This is a genomic window from Brachyspira pulli, from assembly GCF_036997785.1.
Lineage (GTDB): Bacteria > Spirochaetota > Brachyspiria > Brachyspirales > Brachyspiraceae > Brachyspira > Brachyspira pulli.
In genome coordinates, this window is record NZ_JAWLQI010000071.1 from 1 (window position 1) to 17,978 (window position 17,978).

The 17,978-nt window shown below is 29.4% G+C and carries 14 protein-coding genes; 8 read left to right on the forward strand and 6 right to left on the reverse strand.

Translation table 11 applies throughout. The annotated features are described in order from the left end of the window. Window positions 1-104 precede the first annotated feature (104 nt). The 5 genes from R4K56_RS12750 to R4K56_RS12770 form a co-directional block, all read right to left on the reverse strand. Window positions 105-731, reverse strand: coding sequence for a hypothetical protein (locus tag R4K56_RS12750; RefSeq protein WP_335772591.1), 627 nt, complete (start codon window positions 729-731; stop codon window positions 105-107). A 53-nt stretch (window positions 732-784) separates the two neighbouring features. Then, window positions 785-1,219, reverse strand: coding sequence for a YbaN family protein (locus R4K56_RS12755; protein ID WP_335756418.1), 435 nt, complete (start codon window positions 1,217-1,219; stop codon window positions 785-787). Then, the gene (locus tag R4K56_RS12760; RefSeq protein ID WP_335772592.1) at window positions 1,216-1,650 is read right to left on the reverse strand and encodes a nitrous oxide-stimulated promoter family protein; all 435 of its coding nucleotides are present in this window, start codon (window positions 1,648-1,650) and stop codon (window positions 1,216-1,218) included. Before R4K56_RS12760 ends, R4K56_RS12755 begins: the two co-directional genes overlap by 4 nt. 83 nt (window positions 1,651-1,733) lie before the next feature. Continuing rightward, a complete protein-coding gene (locus R4K56_RS12765; protein WP_335772593.1) occupies window positions 1,734-3,044 on the reverse strand; it encodes a variable surface protein VspJ in 1,311 nt (436 codons plus the stop codon). Window positions 3,045-3,155: 111 nt separating this feature from the next. Beyond that, the gene (locus tag R4K56_RS12770) at window positions 3,156-3,824 is read right to left on the reverse strand and encodes a hypothetical protein (protein ID WP_335760625.1); all 669 of its coding nucleotides are present in this window, start codon (window positions 3,822-3,824) and stop codon (window positions 3,156-3,158) included. 222 nt (window positions 3,825-4,046) lie between these two features. Here R4K56_RS12770 and R4K56_RS12775 point away from each other — a divergent pair, with 222 nt between their 5' ends. After that, entirely contained in the window at window positions 4,047-5,456 is a 1,410-nt protein-coding gene (locus R4K56_RS12775; protein WP_297298025.1) for a serine hydroxymethyltransferase, read from the forward strand. A 90-nt stretch (window positions 5,457-5,546) separates the two neighbouring features. Here the strand turns inward: R4K56_RS12775 and R4K56_RS12780 are convergent, their stop codons facing one another. After that, window positions 5,547-6,209: an HAD family hydrolase gene (locus R4K56_RS12780; RefSeq protein WP_335769096.1), complete on the reverse strand. Its 663-nt coding sequence runs from the start codon at window positions 6,207-6,209 to the stop codon at window positions 5,547-5,549. Window positions 6,210-6,388: 179 nt separating this feature from the next. Between R4K56_RS12780 and R4K56_RS12785 the strand changes: the two genes are divergently transcribed. The 7 genes from R4K56_RS12785 (at window position 6,389) to R4K56_RS12815 (ending at window position 17,544) form a co-directional block, all read left to right on the forward strand. After that, the gene (locus R4K56_RS12785) at window positions 6,389-7,147 is read left to right on the forward strand and encodes a glucosamine-6-phosphate deaminase (RefSeq protein ID WP_297298029.1); all 759 of its coding nucleotides are present in this window, start codon (window positions 6,389-6,391) and stop codon (window positions 7,145-7,147) included. 129 nt (window positions 7,148-7,276) lie between these two features. Next, complete coding sequence (locus tag R4K56_RS12790) at window positions 7,277-8,437, forward strand: phosphopentomutase (RefSeq protein ID WP_335772594.1); 1,161 nt, start codon at window positions 7,277-7,279, stop codon at window positions 8,435-8,437. A 383-nt stretch (window positions 8,438-8,820) separates the two neighbouring features. After that, complete coding sequence (adhE, locus tag R4K56_RS12795; RefSeq protein WP_335760622.1) at window positions 8,821-11,424, forward strand: bifunctional acetaldehyde-CoA/alcohol dehydrogenase; 2,604 nt, start codon at window positions 8,821-8,823, stop codon at window positions 11,422-11,424. 368 nt (window positions 11,425-11,792) lie between these two features. Further along, window positions 11,793-12,317: a DUF8052 family protein gene (locus R4K56_RS12800; RefSeq protein ID WP_335772595.1), complete on the forward strand. Its 525-nt coding sequence runs from the start codon at window positions 11,793-11,795 to the stop codon at window positions 12,315-12,317. Window positions 12,318-12,350: 33 nt separating this feature from the next. After that, a complete protein-coding gene (locus tag R4K56_RS12805; protein WP_335772596.1) occupies window positions 12,351-14,051 on the forward strand; it encodes a carbon starvation CstA family protein in 1,701 nt (566 codons plus the stop codon). Window positions 14,052-14,190: 139 nt separating this feature from the next. Continuing rightward, on the forward strand, window positions 14,191-14,613 hold the full coding sequence (locus R4K56_RS12810) for a hypothetical protein (RefSeq protein WP_297298039.1): 423 nt from the start codon (window positions 14,191-14,193) through the stop codon (window positions 14,611-14,613). Between the two features lie 45 nt (window positions 14,614-14,658). Next, window positions 14,659-17,544, forward strand: coding sequence for a tetratricopeptide repeat protein (locus R4K56_RS12815; protein WP_335772597.1), 2,886 nt, complete (start codon window positions 14,659-14,661; stop codon window positions 17,542-17,544). Window positions 17,545-17,978 lie beyond the last annotated feature (434 nt).

Here is a 17,978-nt window from a genome sequence, read left to right on the forward strand (position 1 = left end):
TAGCAAGTTTATCACTAGCATTTTTTATTATTATTGTTACGCTTGTTTATGCCTATAATAAGCTAGTGAATAAACTCGCTAGCTGACTACAATTCGCTTTTTTATTAGAAATAATATCTGCCGCCTATGCTCATTCTTCCAAATCCTGCCTTATTAATTTTTTCAGGATATCCAAGTTCTTTTCCATTATGTACTACATGAAGTCCCCCGCCAAATTCCAATACTATTGATACATGTTCGCTTACATTTATATTGAAACCAGCACCGCCTCCTACTTCCCAATAAAATGGAGCTGAAAATAAAAATTTTCCGCTTTTATCGGCATCAAATGATAATACTCCAAAACTTCCGAAAGCAAAACCGTATCTTGAAATACTTATTTTTCCAGTATATTCATCATTGCCTCCAAATGTAAATTTTTGCATAATTCCTAATTGATACATTTGAGGGCTGTCATCATATATTTTTGAACCAGTGATTGCTGTATAACTTTTTATTTGAAAATTATTATATTTCATTATTTTGAATCCTAATTCTATATTAACAGTTGTCTTTATAGAATCTGCACTGCTGAATAAACCTATAGAAAAAAATCTATTGTATAATACTGATTGAAAGCCTTTCTTTTCATTAATGTTTTCATTAGTTTCAGTATTTTCATTGGAATAGGCAAAACTAAATAAAGATAAAAATACAATTATCCCTATAAAAATATATTTAAATATTTTCATTATCATCTCCCAAAAATATAACTAAAGAGCGTTATTTATTATTTTTTAGATTATTATAATTTTTGTTTATTATTTAGGTTCATTTCATTATTTTCTTCTAATACAGCATTGTTTATATATTCTTCACTATTTTTTATAGTTTTTATTTGTGTAAAGAAGTATAAATATTTTCCAATGAATAATATTACAAGAACTATTCTGACATGCAGATTATTTACAAATATGAATGTAATTATAAGCATGGCACTCACAGGCAAAAGTATGCTTAATTTTGATTTCAAAGTCATAGCTCTTGATTTTACAAAACTTTCTAAATGTTTTTTGTATAATTTTGTGCTTGTGAACCAATCATGAAATCTTTTAGAACCTTTTGCAAAAAAGAAAGAAGCTAATAATAGAAATGGGGTAGTAGGAAGTATTGGAACTGCTATTCCTACAGCACCTATTGCGACAAATATAAAACCTAAAATTATAAATAATATTCTCATATAGCTCCTTTAAAATCTAATTTTTTATTTTTATTAAAATTATGTTTTATCATTACAAATATATGTTTTAATGCTGTTATTGGGCGGTAAAATAACATTCTTTTTCCAGAGAAAGCCATTATTTTTTTTATTTTTTCTTTCATATCTTTTTTATAACAAGGAGAAGGGCAGGCACTGCAAAATGTTTTAGTTTCTATAAACCTGCATCTATCTGTCCTTTCACATGCATAATGATATATTTCTTCGCATTCTCTGCAAATATTTTTGCTTCCAAATGTTTTGTTATAGTTTTTATGATATTCTTTATGATTATGTTTGCAGTAAATTTCTATCATACATAAAATAGATTCTTTTTCTTTTTCTCTTTTTTTATGTATTTTATATTCTTTGTTATTGCAAAATATTGTTATATTATTTTGTACTATATTCATTTTTTACCTTTTAATTTATATTGGGCATCTTATTTTAAGACACCCAATAAATATATTTCCCAATATCAATAATTTAGCTAATTTTAAAATTTCCAAGTGATACCAGTACTTCCATTAAATGCTAAACTGCTGTTCGCACTATTACCTATACCATCAACAGTAGTAGCACCTCCAATCTGAGCTTCAAAATACCATTCCAAATTAGGTTTAGGAGTGATATATAATTCTCCGTATACCAAATATCCAACAGAGTAGAACAAAGGCGGTATTCTTACAGGTTTTGAACTGCTAGCATAAGTATTAACTCCTCCAGTAAGCATAGAAAATGAAATAGCAGGTTCTAAATATACGCTTATAAACTCGCTTTCAGCAGTAAAACCCACTGGCATAGATACACCTATAAACTGAGGTTTTGTAATATAATATTCTGTTCCTCCTATTTCTATAGAAGCTCCTTCCCCTGTAAGCATTATATTATGAGCAGTAAAGTCATAATATGGTGCTGATGCGATTGTTCCTGAATTTCCTAATTCAAAAGCACCTATAGGATTTGAAGCATCTATATTGTAAAGTCCGAATTTAGCTCCTCCTTCTTTAGTTCCTGCAGGTGTTGTTACAGTATATGAAGTTCCTGTAAAGTCAGCTATTGATCCTTGATATACTACTCTTACCTGAGGCTCTATCAATATAGGGTCAGTTGCTGCTATAAAATATCCTCTCACATCTATACCTATAGATTGCCCTACAGTATCTTCTATAAATCCGTATTTACCATTTTCTCCTACTGTTCCAGTTACAGGTCTCATACTTATAATTCCATTTCCTGCTAAAGTTCCGCTTCTGCTTGAATTGGCTTTTAATTTATACATACCGTATTTAAGATTGACTCTTATTCTGCTGAATATATCATTTCCCGTATAGTATTCCGCTCTTATATCTGTTGAAACGGCTATATCTCCGTCATTAACGCTTCCGCTTCCTACCCCTATTGTAACAGGTACATTGATTCTCAAATTATCATTCAAGGCAGTAGCTGTGATTATAGGAGTATGTGCCTGCCAAGAACCTGATACATATTTGAATTGATAGCCCAAACCTATACCGAAACTATCTGTTTTGTATCCGAATCCAGCTATAGCCGCAGGTCTGAAAGTACTTATTCCTCCTTCAGTACCGCTGTCTAAGTTATCAAGCAATACTCCTGCAGTTTCACCTGATACTCCAACCATAAATCTTAAATTCTCAGTTCCTGCCAATACTCCTAATCTGTCAAGTCTTATTCTTAATTGATTTTCATCAACTAAAAAGTCATTAAAATCTTCTACAACAGTATAAGCAAATACATTGTATACACTTATTATTAAAGCTGCTAAAATTAAATATAAACGTTTCATATTATTATCCTTATTTTTGTTTATAATTTTTTTAACAACTCTGTATTTATTAATACAATATTTTTTATTATAAAACCCTATCACTATTAAATCTGTTTTTATTTTTTACTCTTATAATGGTTTGTTTTTGGTATTGTTTCTTTCTATTGCCTCCTTTAATAATTGTCCGTCTGAATATATGCTTTTACTCATTTCAATGTATTTATTATAATTTTCTTTGTCTTTTACTTTGAAATAATACTGAGACAGCCAAATATAAGATAAATATTTTTGATACTTTTCTTTTGCATTATCCAATGCCTTATTAAAATATTCAAAAGCCTTTTTATTACTTCCACCTGCTATAGCTGGAGCATGCATATAGCCTATAGCAGTACCAAGAAGTGCAAAAAAGTTTGAATCATCTGTTTCTAAAATCTTTTTATATATTTCTTTGCTTTTTGTTCCAAATGAAATTTTTTCAGAAAGTCCTGAGTAATAAACTATATAGCTCATCAATTCAGATACGCTTATTAAATAATCAATATCATTAGATTCTATATAATTGGTATTGTAATTTATTGCTTCTTTTAAGTAATTGTATTTTTCCTTCTCATTTTGTATATTTTTTGATTTTACTAGATGATATATATTTTTATAAGTTTTTGAATTATTATTTTCAATATCTTTTATATTATAATTTGAAGAATAGTAATTATTATAAAAGTTATTTATTTCTTTTGAATTGTATGAATATAAAAAATTTGTAATTATAATAGAGAAGATGATTATATATTTCATTTATAATCCTTTAATGAAAATGTTAGTATGTTTTTTAATTTGTTAGTATATTCTAACATTTAAAATAAAAAAATCAATACCTATATAGTGTTTTGTTAAAATAAATTTTTTAAGTTATTGAATTATAAAGTTAAAAAAATATACTTCATATATGTATAATAATTGAAAAAAAAACTATATTAGTATATCATTAAATATAAGTAAAATTTCATTGGAGGAAATATGGCTGTGTCTAAAAAAAAGGCAGCAGATAAAAGTTCATCAAAATCTGCTAAGAAAACAGTTGCTGTTAAAAAAGCCGCATCAAAAAAAACTGATAAAAAGGCTGTGAAAACAGTGGAAAAGAAAGTAGCTGCTCCTAAATATTATGTATCTGAAGTTCCATTAAAAACTGCTGATAGAGAAATATTTGCAGCAATGAAAAACGAATATAAAAGGGAAGTTAGTGGTTTTGAACTTATAGCTAGTGAGAATATAGTATCACGTGCTGTTATGGAAGCACAAGGTTCTATATTTACAAACAAATATGCTGAAGGCTATCCATCTAAAAGATATTACGGCGGATGCAGTGAGGTTGATGTTGTAGAGAATTTAGCTAGAGAAAGAGGAAAGAAATTGTTTAAAGCACCATTTATTAATGTGCAGCCTCATTCTGGTTCACAAGCTAATATGGGTGTTTATATGGCAGTGTTGCAGCCTGGCGATACTTGTTTAGGTTTATCATTGGATGCAGGCGGACATTTAACTCATGGTAAAAATGTAAATTTCTCTGGTAAAATATATAATTTTGAGCATTACAGTGTTAGAAAAGACACTATGCAAATAGATTATAATGAAGTTAGAGATATAGCTAAAAAAGTTAAGCCTAAATTGATAGTTGCAGGCGGAAGTGCTTATCCTAGATTCATTGATTTCAAAAAATTTAGAGAGATAGCAGATGAAGTGGATGCTATGTTAATGGTTGATATGGCTCATATTTCTGGATTAGTAGCTGCAGGACTTCACCCTAATCCTGTTGAGTATGCACATTTTGTTACTGGTACTACTCATAAAACTTTAAGAGGACCTCGCGGCGGATATATTATATCTACTGAAGAAGAATTAGCTAAAAAAATAGATAAAACTATATTCCCTGGCATACAAGGCGGCCCTTTAATGCATGTTATTGCTGCTAAAGCAGTATGTTTTAAAGAAGCATTAGATCCTAAATTTGTTAAATATCAGGAACAAGTTTTAAAGAATGCTGAAGCTATGGCCAATATATTCCTTGCTAAAGGTTATGAATTAGTTGCAGGCGGAACTGATACTCATTTAATATTAGTAGATGTTAAAGCTTCTAAAGGCATTACAGGACAGGTTGCTGAGACTATATTGGATAGAGCTCATATCACTACTAATAAAAACGGCATACCTTATGATACAGAATCTCCAATGGTTACTAGCGGTATAAGACTTGGTACTCCAGCTATTACTACTAGAGGTCTAAAAGAAAAAGATGTTATGGAATTAACTCAATACATTGATGAAGTATTAAGCAATAGTAATGATGAAAAAATTATTAATGCTGTTGCTAAAAAAGTTGCTGCTTTATGCAAAAAATTCCCAATGTATAAATTCATAGCTGATATGTAATAAATATATATTAAATTAATATAAAAAAGGGAGAGCATATTTTTTATGCCTCCCTTTATTTTTTGATATTTTATTTAAATAAAATTGTTATTAAATTATTTCTATATAATCTAGTGCCTTATCTATTCTATCAACAACAATATCAGCACCATTTTCAAATAGTTTTTCTTTATCATAAGTGTTAGTAATAGCTATAGTAGTTATTCCAGTTTTTTTCGCTCCTAAAATACCAGCAATGCTGTCTTCAAATATTATCACATTTTCTTTTTGTATATTAGGATTTAATTTTTTTAATAATTCAAAAGCATTTAAAAATAAATCTGGTTCAGGTTTTGCTTTTAAATTTTCATTGTGGCAGGAATAGCCTTTCATATATTTAGATATTTCTTTTTTGTCAGACATTCTTGTTACATAATCAATATTACTGTTAGATGCTATAACAATATCAATATTTTTTAATTTCTCTAATATTTCGTATACGCCTTCAAAAGTTTCTAAATCAGTTTCTATAATTTTTCTAAAATATATTTCAGCTTCTTTGAAAAAATTATCAGGTATATTATGTCCTTCTTTTTTTAATATATTGTCTATATCTTGAGTTTGATAACCGGCAAAAGATTTGAAATCTACATCTTTTAAAACATTCATTTCATTAGAAGTATAAATTAATGCTTTTGTGTATAAACTTTCACTATCAACTAAAGTACCGTCAAAATCAAATATTGCAGCTTTTACTTTTATACGATTGCTCATTATTTTTTCCTTACAAATTTTATTATTAAGAATTGTATATTTAATTATATCAAAATCAATAGAAAAAATTAATAAAAAAATCGTTATATTTGATAATAAATAATATATGTGTTATAATTTTGTAAAAGGCGAATTTATGAAAAATATAATAATCCAAATTAATAAAGGAGAATATAATTATGGGTTTAAAAGTAATTGTTGCTAAAGACGCTAATGGAGTTGGTAAAAAAACAGCAGCAGAAATTATCAATTTACTTAAAGTTAAAAAAGATGCTGTTTTAGGACTTGCTACAGGAGGTACTGCTGAGGCTGTATATCCTCATTTAATTAAAGCTTATGAGAAAAAAGAAATAGATTTTAAAGAAGTTAAATCTGTAAACTTAGATGAATATAAGGGACTTGATCCTAAAAATGAGCAGAGCTATAGATATTTTATGAATAAAAATCTATTTGATCATGTTAATATCGATAAAAAAAATACTTTCGTTCCAAGCGGTATAGGCGATAAAGAAAAAATATTAGATGAATTCAATAAAAAAATAGATAAATTACCTAGAGATATACAATTATTAGGTGTAGGCCCTAACGGTCATATTGCTTTCAATGAACCTGATGAAGCTTTACATGCTAATGCTTTATGTGTTAAACTTGATGAAAAAACAATTAAAGCAAATGCAAGATTCTTTGAATCAGAAAAAGATGTTCCTAGAGAAGCATTCAGTATGGGTATGGGCGGAATATTAAAAGCTAAAAAAATAGTTATAGCTGCTATTGGTAAAGGCAAAGCTGCTGCTATGAAAGAACTTTTGACTAATGATAAAGTTACAACAAAATGTCCAGTTACTTTCCTTAAACTTCATAATGATGTTGTTGTTGTTATAGACCAAGAATTGGCTGATGCAATTGGTTATGAAAAACCTAAAGGATGCAAAAAATAATATTTATAATATTTTTATACTTTTAAGAGGGTGGTGTAATGCTATCCTCTTTTTTTATGCTTATTGTTTTTATGTTATTATTTTATAATGGTTATATTAAATTGAATGCAATTTTCAAAGGATTTAAATATGAGTAAAAAGAAAGCCGTTTTAATAGTAGTAGACAGCTGCGGTGTTGGTGCTTTACCAGATGCAGCTGATTTTGGTGATGAAGGCGTAAATACTCTTGCTCATTTAGCTAAAGCTGAAGGCGGAGTTAGTCTTCCTAATATGGAGAAAATAGGACTTGGTAATATAATAGATATAGAAGGGGTTTCTAAAAATAGTAATGCTGCAGGGTACTATGGGAAAGCAATGGAAACTTCAAAAGCAAAAGATACAACAACAGGTCACTGGGAAATAGCAGGACTTGTTTCAACAAAACCTTTTAATACATATCCAAATGGTTTTCCAGAAATTACTATAAAAAAGATAGAAGAATTTTCAGGAAGAAGGGTAGTATGTAATAAGCCTTATTCAGGAACTGAAGTAATAGATGATTATGCAGATGAACAATTCAAAGATGGTGCTTTAATAGTTTATACTTCAGCAGATTCAGTACTTCAAATAGCAGCACATGAAGAATTAATACCAATAGATGAGCTTTATAAAATATGTGAAAAATCTCTTGAAATATGTAATGAATATTCTCCTATAGCTAGAGTTATAGCAAGACCTTATATAGGAACCAAAGGTAATTATAAAAGAACAGAAAGAAGACATGATTATTCCGTACCTCCAAGCGGTGAGACTATGCTTGACAGATTGAAAAATCATAATTTACCAGTTATTGGTATTGGAAAAACAAGCGATATATTTGCAGGTGTCGGAATAACAGAGAACAGAAAAACAAATAAAAACAATCTTGATGGCATAGAAAAAACAATTAAAGCTATTAAGGAAGTTAATGAAGGATTAATATTTACCAATTTGGTTGATTTTGATATGCTTTATGGTCATAGGAGAGACCCTAAAGGATATAAAAATGCTTTGGAAGAATTTGATAAATATATTCCAGAAATGATTGAAAATTTAAATGAAGATGATTTGTTTATTATAACAGCAGATCATGGATGCGATCCAACTTACAAAGGAAGCGATCATACTAGGGAATATATACCTATATTGGCTTATGGAAAAAAATTAAAAAATAATGTTGATATAGGTGTTAGAAATTCTTTTGTATCAATAGCAGCATCTATAGAAAAACATCTATTAGGTGATACTAAATTAGAAGGTTCTTTCCTATAACTCTTAAAATTTATAAAATTAGTCGTTTTTAGTATTTTTATACTTTAAACGGATAATTTTTTATTAATCAATTTTTAAATTTTTATTATTTATGTCATAAATTCATTTCATAATATCTAATAATTTTTTGTCATTTATTAAATAATCCTTTATTACTTTAGAAAATTAATAATATTTTTCATAATTAAGTGTTATATATGTGAATTTCTTATCGATTATTAATATGAATATACTTAATAAATGATGAAATAGTATAATTATTTATATACTAATATATTTTTTTGTATTAATTTATGTTGTATACTATTTTAGCTATTGACTTTATGTTAGTATGTGATACAATATTTGATAATTTTATCACAATTAAAAAATAGGAGATATAGATGAGCAAAGAGACTAATGTAAAAAGCGGAAATTCTGTACTCGACGAATTAATAGCAAAAGCAAAAAAAGCACAAGAAATATATGCTACTTTTACACAAGAGCAAGTAGATGCTATATTCAAAGCATGTGCCATTGCAATTAATAGCAGAAGAATACCTTTAGCAAAAATGGCTTGCGAAGAAACAGGAATGGGCGTTGTTGAAGACAAAGTTATAAAAAATCACTTCGCTTCAGAGTATATTTATAATAAATATAAAGATATGAAAACTTGCGGCATCATTAGTGAAGATGTAGCAATGGGAATGAAAAAAGTTGCTGAACCTATAGGTGTAATAGCTGGTGTTGTACCTACTACAAACCCAACATCTACAGCAGCATTCAAAGCATTAATAACTTTAAAAACAAGAAATGCTATAGTATTTTCTCCTCACCCAAGAGCAAAAAAATGTACTTATGAAGTATGTAAAATCATTAATGAAGTAGCTGTTGCAAACGGAGCTCCAGACGGACTTATAGGTTGTATACAAGAACCTACAGTTGAACTTTCAGCTGCTTTAATGAGTCACCCTCAAATAGATTTAATACTTGCTACAGGCGGACCTGGTATGGTTAAAGCTGCTTATTCTAGCGGTAAACCTGCTTTAGGTGTAGGTGCTGGTAACACTCCTGCTATTATAGATGAAACAGCTGATATAAAAATGGCTGTTAGCTCAGTTTTAATGAGTAAAACTTTTGATAATGGTATGATATGTGCTAGTGAACAAACTGTTGTAGTTGTAAAAGATGTTTATGAAGAAGTTAAAAAAGAATTCCTTTACAGAGGTGCTTATCTTTTAAATGAAGAAGAAAAAGCTAAACTTAGTAAAGTAATGATTATAGACGGAGCTTTAAATGCTAAAATAGTAGGTCAGCCTGCTTATGTTATAGCTCAAATGGCTGGTGTTACAGTTCCAGAAGAAACAAAAGTTCTTATAGGTGAAGCTAGTGCTATTAGCAAAGAAGAAGCATTCTCTTATGAAAAATTATCACCAGTACTTGGTATGTACAAAGCTGAAGACTATGAAGATGCTTTAAATAAAGCTCATAGCTTAATCGTATTCGGCGGACTTGGACACACTTCAGTATTATACACAGATGAAGACAATCAAAAAGAAAGAATAGAAAAATTCTATGAGAAAATGCCTACAGGAAGAATACTTGTAAATATGCCATCTTCTCAAGGAGCTATAGGAGATGTTTATAACTTCAGATTAGAGCCGTCTTTGACATTAGGTTGCGGAAGCTGGGGTAATAACTCTACAAGTGAAAACGTTGGTGTTAAACATCTATTAAATATTAAATCAGTAGCTTCAAGGAGAGAAAATATGTTATGGTATAAAGTACCAAGAAAAATATATTTAAAAAGAGGTTCTTTAGATGTTGCTTTAAGAGAGTATGCTGATAAAAAAAGAGCTCTTATCATTACAGACGGACCTTTATTTAAATTAGGTATCACTGATAATGTTACTAAAGTATTAGATGATATAGGAGTACAATATTCTATATTCTCTGATGTTAAACCAGATCCAACTATTGGAACTGTAATGGATATATTAAAAGTTGCTAAATCTTTTGAACCAGATGTAATTATAGCTTTAGGAGGCGGTTCTCCAATAGACGCTGGTAAAATAGCTTGGTTATTATATGAAAACCCACAAGTTAAATTTGAAGATATAGCTATGGTATTTATGGATATAAGAAAAAGAATATGCGATGCCGGCGAATTAGGTAAAAAAGCAGAATTTGTTGCTATACCTACTACATCAGGTACAGGTTCTGAAACTACTCCATTTGCTGTTATTACAGATGATGCTACACATATTAAATACCCAATAACTGATTATGCTTTAACTCCTAATATGGCTATATTAGATGCTAATTTAGTTATGAGTATGCCAAAAAGTCTTTGTGCTGCAAGCGGTATAGACTCTTTAACACATGCTCTTGAGGCTTATGCTTCTATATGTGCTACAGAATTCTCTAACTGTAATGCTGAAAAAGCTATAAAACTTATATTCAAATATTTACCTGCTTCATATAAAGAAGGTGCAAGCAACCCAGTAGCTCGTGAAAATATGCATTATGCTGCTTCTCTTGCTGGTATGGCTTTTGCTAACGCTTTCTTAGGTGTTTGTCACTCTATGGCTCACAAATTAGGTGCTGCTTTCAATATACCTCACGGTTTTGCTAATGCTTTACTTATATGTCAGGTTGTTAAATATAATGCTAATGAAAAACCTTTAAAACAAGGTTTATTCCCTCAATATAAATATCCTCATGGTCAGGAAAGATATGCTGCAGTTGCTGATTTATTAAATCTTGGCGGTAAAGATAATGCAGAAAAAGTTACTAATTTGATAAATGCTATCAATAATCTTAAAAAAGAATTGGATATACCTTTGTCTATAAGAGAATATGGTGTTAAAGAAGAAGACTTTATGGCTAAACTTGACACTATAGTTGAACAAGCATTTAATGACCAATGTACTGGTGCTAACCCTGTTTATCCTTTAATGAAAGAGATCAAACAGATGTATTTAGATGCTTATAATGGTGTATATTGATTTATAAACATATAAATAGTTAAAAATTTTGTGGCTATCATTATTTATTTAATGGTAGCCTTTTTTATTATAAAAAAATATAAAAAAATTTTATAAATAGTAATTAGTGAAAAACTATTTATAATTACATATATGTAATTACTGTATACAATATTGATTATACTTTATAGTATAAAAATAAGTTTTTTGTTTTATAAGTGATAATTTAATATTATTATATGATTAATTTATATTTTTAATATGTAAAATACGTAAAAATTTGAGGTTTTCAATATATAGTACTAAATAATAATTAATACTAATTGATATGTATAGAAACTTGACAATGGAAAAAATCTTTATATAATATATAGCATGGAGAAATTAACATGGCTAAACTTCACATCGATAATGAAAATGTAAAAAAATACATATTCAATGTTTCAGAAAAATTGATGAGACATTTTGATTTAGAATATGAAATTACAAAAGAAGATGAATATTTTGATCTTTATGCTTTTCATAGAAATGACTTTTTTAAATCATTTATAACAAAATCTACAGTATATGAAGGTTATTCAGTATTTGAGCACATGCTTTTGAGATTTATTAAAGACTTAAAGAAGGAAGATATAGAAAATTTTCAGGATATGTTAATTAGATTAACTCCTATACTTTCAAACCCTAACAAATTTCATAAAAGAAGTGTAATTACAGGCATATTAGTAACAGAAAGTCCATTAGAAAAAGAATGGGAGAAGATGGCTAAAAAGTTTTTTTATAAAGTTAATTACAAACTATTATTTCATGGCTGGTCAGAGACACAGTATGCTATAGTGTCTATGGCAGATAAAAATGTATACTTACCTAAAATGCGTAAGAAAGAGTTAAAACTTCTTCTTTCGGATTTTTAGGAGGTTATAAAACAAATAAAAAAGGAGATAAAAATGAATGCTTTCATTCTTCTATTGTTAGGTATGATTATATTTTTCATAGCCTATATAACTTACGGTTCATATCTAGCGAAAAAATGGGGTGTAGATCCGGGCAGAAAGACTCCTGCTCATACTAGACCTGATGGCAGAGACTATGTTCCTACAGATGCTAAAGTATTATTAGGACACCATTTTTCTTCAATAGCTGGAGCCGGTCCTATTACAGGTCCTATTATTGCTACTATGTTCGGCTGGCTGCCTGTGTATTTATGGATTATATTCGGATGCGTATTCTTCGGAGGTGTGCATGATTACGGTTCATTACTTGCTTCTTTAAGACATGAAGGTAAATCTATCGGAGAAGTTATAAGAAGTAATGTTAGCCAAAAAGGTAAGATAATGTTCACTCTTTATGCTTTCATTACCATTTGTTTAGTTGTTGCTGCATTTTTGGATATTACAGCAGGTACTTTCGCAGTAAACGTTCAGACAGTTGGAAATATTGACGCTATAGATTTAGCGGAAAAACAGAAAGCTGCTGCAGGCACTGCGAGTATGCTTTTTATAGTTTTGGCATTGTTATTCGGTTTTTTGGTTTATAGAAGAGGCGTAAACGTAACTGTTTCAACTGTAATAGGAGTTGTGCTATTAGCGGCTGTAGTTTTTTTATCTGATAAATTTCCGTTCTTAGCTTTAACTAAAGTTCATTGGCAAATAATATTGGTAATATATATAATATGTGCTTCTCTTCTGCCTGTGTGGATACTTCTGCAGCCTAGAGACTATTTGTCTTCTTTTTTATTATATGCTATGGTAGCAGGAGGAGTAGTTGGTTTGATAATTATGAGACCTTCTGTAGAAATGTCCGCTTTCAATGGCTTTTTGCCTAGTGCTGGCAATTATTTGTTTCCTATACTATTTATTACCGTTGCCTGCGGAGCTATATCAGGTTTTCACTCTTTAGTAAGTTCTGGAACTAGTGCTAAACAGCTTAATAGCGAAAAAGATGCTAAACTTGTAGGTTACGGAGCTATGCTTATAGAAGGTATAGTTGCAATAGTTGCTTTAATGAGCGTTGCTGCAATTGCAGGAAATACTGAAGGAACTCCAGCTGCTAGATTTGCTTTAGGCGTTGCAACATTTATGAATTCTTTTGGAATACCTATGGGATTAGGTCAAACTTTTGTTACTTTAGCATTCGCTTCTTTTACTTTAACTTCTTTAGACAGTGCCACTCGTATAGGAAGATACTTGGTTCAAGAATTGGGTGAATACTATACTGAAGATGGAAGAACAGTAAAAACCGTATTTACAAATCCTTATCTTGCTACAGGTATTACTGTTGCCATATCTTTAGGATTTACTCTTTACGGCTATGAAAGAATATGGCCTATATTTGGAAGTGCTAACCAATTATTAGCAGGTTTAGCATTACTTGCTGTTGCTGCTTGGATAAAAAATACTCAAAAAAGAAACTCTTGGGAAACTATTATTCCTTTAGTATTCATGTTTGCTGTTACTCTTTCCGCTTTATGCTTAGTAGTATATACTAATGTTATGAAAGCTACTTTTGACGGTTATGTATTAGCTGCAATAGCTGCTATTATGATAATATTAGCAGTTATAGAATTATTCATTACAGGTCAATGGGCTCGCGGATTATCTAAAAAAGAAGCTGCTTCAAACCCTAATGATCCTATTAAAAACAAATAATTTTTAATAATATTAAATAATTTTCCCCCTTTCATAATATATTTATGGAAGGGGATTTTTTTAGTCTAATTAAAATTTTATCTTTGTCGATATAATATTTTGTATTATATTTTAAATAAAGGTAAAATTTTCTAGTATTATGTCTAATAAAAAATTTAAACTAAAAGAAGAAAAAGCAGTATTCGCTGACATAAGATCTGCTATATCTATAGCTATATTTGACAGCGAAATTAGTAATTATGACGGCAGTGTTGATACAGATGTAAGACGTGCTGTAATGTATAACAAAATAGTGTTTGAAAATTTAGTTAAACGCTTATTTTCGTATCAGGCTAGCAGAGAAGATAAAAAGGATAAATTAAAAGAACTTTCTATTATTAAAATGATAAAGAATGAGAGTTTATCTTTATCTAAAGAAAGACTGTATTATATAGAAAATCCTAATGAAAAAACATTTGAATTTTTAAATGATGTTTTAGATAAAAATAAAAAAGTAAGAGGATATAGTGAGTATATACTTTTCTCACTATTTAATCATTATTTTGACTATATAAAAAACTGATAGTTTTAAATATTATCCTTAAAAATAAAAAAGGATTATATTATTATGAAAAAAATTATTATAATATTTAGTATATTGATATCATTATCATCATTATTTGCTCAGAATGCAGCACCGAATGATGAAAGAAATATAGACAGAGAATTTTATAATGCTGAAAAACTTTTCTTCCAAAAAAAATATAATTTTGCAAGAGAAGCTTTTCTTTTATATTTGAAAAGAAGACCATTATCTACAAATGACATGCTTTATTATTATATAGGAGCATGTTATTTCCAAGATAAACAGTATCAAAATGCAATAGACTATTATAAATTGGCATTTGATATAAATGATTCATATTCTTATTGTAATAATATAGCAAACTCATACTATCAATTAAAAAATTATGAAGATGCTTTGCTTTGGTATAACAGATCAATAGAGCGTTTGCATTCTCCATATACAACTAAATTAAATCATGAAGTATTAACTAATTATACAGTTTCTCAAAATGTTGTAACTAATACAGTATTTGTTTTTGATGTTGATGAAATATCTTCAAATGAATCTATTACAAATCTTTCACTTACAAATGGACTTGCAACTAATACAATAAGTACAGATTTATTAAGTACAAATACAATAACTACACCAACAACAAATATAATATCAACTAATAATACTATGATGACAAATGCATCTGATACTAATTATATATCTGATGCTATAAATAATCTTAATCAAGCCAATGAAAATATAAAAAATACATTGGATAGTACATTTACAAAATTGCCATTATTTACAAATGTAGTTATAACAAATACATATACAAATGATTATGAATTTACAAATACAACAGTTATATTTGAGGCTAATACTAACTTTAATCTTGAAGTTGTAGATCCAGCTGCTTCAGAAACAGCTTTACCTCCAAGTATTGATACAAATCAAAATGCCGGAGATTCAAATAATGTAGTTATGAATACAAATTCTACAACTACCGGATCAACTTATGTAATAACTGAAGAAAATCCTTTCACAGTTACAAATATAGTTATAATGACTAATGTTATGGATACTAACGGCAATATGGTAGAGATAAAAACTAATATTGCTTCAGTAGATGCATATAATACTTGGGCATTATATTATAGTGCTTATCTTAATATGGGACATACTTTCTTAGCACTTGGTGAAATAACTAATGCTGCTATATCTTATGAAATATTTTTGACAAATGTCGGAGGTGACTATTATCAAAAAGAATCATTAGAAAGAGTTATAGCTTTGATAAGAAGCAATGATACTTCTATAAGATTTATGCCATTCACAAATAATTATAGGGTAAATACTAATAATGACGGAAGCATAACAACAGAAAATATATTCCCTAATTTTGATTATGAAAGAGAAACTATATATCCTAATGGCGTTAGAATAGTTTATGAAAATGGAAAGATAGAAAAAACTAAAATGTATTCAAATAATTATGAAGTTTCAGATACTATATATCCTTATGGAAAAAGGGAAATAGAAACAGTATTTGAAAATGGGGATACAAGAGTTGAAACATATATGATAGATAATTCAAAATCTATCAATACCAAAACAGCTTCAGGAGATACTTTTGAATATACTTTATATCCTGACGGTTCTTTCATAAACAGAAAGACATTAGACAGTAATAAAGCATTTGTAGTAGAAAGATCCGACGGTTCTATAACTACAAATTATAAAGATGATAACGGAGCATTCTTCTACACTAGAAGTTTAGACGGAACAGAAGTAAAAAGAACTGAAGATAATTTAGGAAATATAAAAACAGAAACAAAACGTGTTGATGGGGCAGTTATAGTAAAAACTGAAAATCCAGATGGAAGTTATGTTGTGGTTGCTAATTATATAGACGGAAGTATAGGAACTACAACAGTTGATACAAATGGAATAAGTAATTTAAAAATAGTTTATCCTGACGGCAGAGTGGAAGAAAGAAATTCATCTGGAGCAGGTGCAGGAACATTCTCATATAATGTTAAAGCTGATGACGGAAGCATTATTACTAAAACATATAATGAAGATGGTTCTTTCACAGTTGTAACTAAAAAGGTTGACGGAACTGTTATAACTGATACTGTTGCCAATGATACTATAAGCGAAATAAAAATGCCTGACGGAACTACTATAAAGAGAATAATAAGACAGGACGGTTCAAGAGAAACTACTACTTTGAATAAAGATTCAAGTACTGTAACAGAAATAGTATCTGCAGATTCAAGCAGTATAACAACTACAGTAAAACCTAATGGTTCTAGTATAGTAGTTATAAGAGATGTGGCAGGAAATACAGAAACTACAACAACAGAAGCTGACGGAAGTACTTCAACTTCAAAAACTTATGTAGATGGAAGAAGTACTGTTAATGAAGTTAGAGCCGACGGAGTTACTATTGATATAGAAAATGACGGAAGAAATAAAACTACTGTTGCTAGAGATGCTGAAGGCTATGTACTTGAAATGAAGCAGTATAAAAACGAGGATCCTGAAATAACATTGCTTGATGCATTAGGAGAAGCCGTTGAAATAGAAGTGGCAAGAACAGTAATTAGAAGAATGGATTTAAATATCAAAGCAGAAGATATTGATAATCTTAAAGTTCCGCCTCCTCCTGTTACAGAAGAACCTACTGATACAACTGTAACTGACGGAACTGCTACTGATGAAACAACAGCAGCAGATGGTACTACTACTGATGATACAGCTACTACAGACGGTACTACTACAACTACCGATGATGCAACTGCTACAGACGGTACTACAACTACTGATGAAACAACAGCAACAGATGGTACTGCTACAACTACCGATGATGCAACTGTAACAGATGGTACTACTACAACTACCGATGATACAGCTGCAGCAGGCGGTACTACAACTACTACAGCAAATTAAAAATTATTATTAAATTAAAATAAAAAAAGAGCTATGATATTTTATTCATAGCTCTTTTCATTATATGACTAAATAACTATATTTTGTCAACCGCGAGCTGCGGCACCTTCCCGCACGGTACTATTTCATCTTATCAAATGTCCACTATACGCGACCGAAGGAAGTACTGCAAAGTATGCGGCTGATTACTCATTATTGTGCAAAATTAATAATATATCTTACATGTAATACAATTTTAGTATGATTTAGTACTAATTCTATCCTTGCACTTTCGCGAAGCGTATCCGAGCCTGTCGAAGATATAAGGTTCTTTGACGAAGTCCGCAGAGCGTATGCGGCAAAAAAGTTGATAATTCTATATAAAGTGCATTGGTTGACAAAGTTAAAAATTCTTATTATATGCCTCAACAACTATATTTTGTCAAAATAAATTT

Coding starts and splice junctions, on each gene's coding strand:
- R4K56_RS12750 (WP_335772591.1), bottom strand. CDS start 731: ATGAAAATATTTAAATATATTTTTATAGGGATAATTGTATTTTTATCT.
- R4K56_RS12755 (WP_335756418.1), bottom strand. CDS start 1,219: ATGAGAATATTATTTATAATTTTAGGTTTTATATTTGTCGCAATAGGT.
- R4K56_RS12760 (WP_335772592.1), bottom strand. CDS start 1,650: ATGAATATAGTACAAAATAATATAACAATATTTTGCAATAACAAAGAA.
- R4K56_RS12765 (WP_335772593.1), bottom strand. CDS start 3,044: ATGAAACGTTTATATTTAATTTTAGCAGCTTTAATAATAAGTGTATAC.
- R4K56_RS12770 (WP_335760625.1), bottom strand. CDS start 3,824: ATGAAATATATAATCATCTTCTCTATTATAATTACAAATTTTTTATAT.
- R4K56_RS12775 (WP_297298025.1), top strand. CDS start 4,047: ATGGCTGTGTCTAAAAAAAAGGCAGCAGATAAAAGTTCATCAAAATCT.
- R4K56_RS12780 (WP_335769096.1), bottom strand. CDS start 6,209: ATGAGCAATCGTATAAAAGTAAAAGCTGCAATATTTGATTTTGACGGT.
- R4K56_RS12785 (WP_297298029.1), top strand. CDS start 6,389: ATGGGTTTAAAAGTAATTGTTGCTAAAGACGCTAATGGAGTTGGTAAA.
- R4K56_RS12790 (WP_335772594.1), top strand. CDS start 7,277: ATGAGTAAAAAGAAAGCCGTTTTAATAGTAGTAGACAGCTGCGGTGTT.
- adhE (WP_335760622.1), top strand. CDS start 8,821: ATGAGCAAAGAGACTAATGTAAAAAGCGGAAATTCTGTACTCGACGAA.
- R4K56_RS12800 (WP_335772595.1), top strand. CDS start 11,793: ATGGCTAAACTTCACATCGATAATGAAAATGTAAAAAAATACATATTC.
- R4K56_RS12805 (WP_335772596.1), top strand. CDS start 12,351: ATGAATGCTTTCATTCTTCTATTGTTAGGTATGATTATATTTTTCATA.
- R4K56_RS12810 (WP_297298039.1), top strand. CDS start 14,191: ATGTCTAATAAAAAATTTAAACTAAAAGAAGAAAAAGCAGTATTCGCT.
- R4K56_RS12815 (WP_335772597.1), top strand. CDS start 14,659: ATGAAAAAAATTATTATAATATTTAGTATATTGATATCATTATCATCA.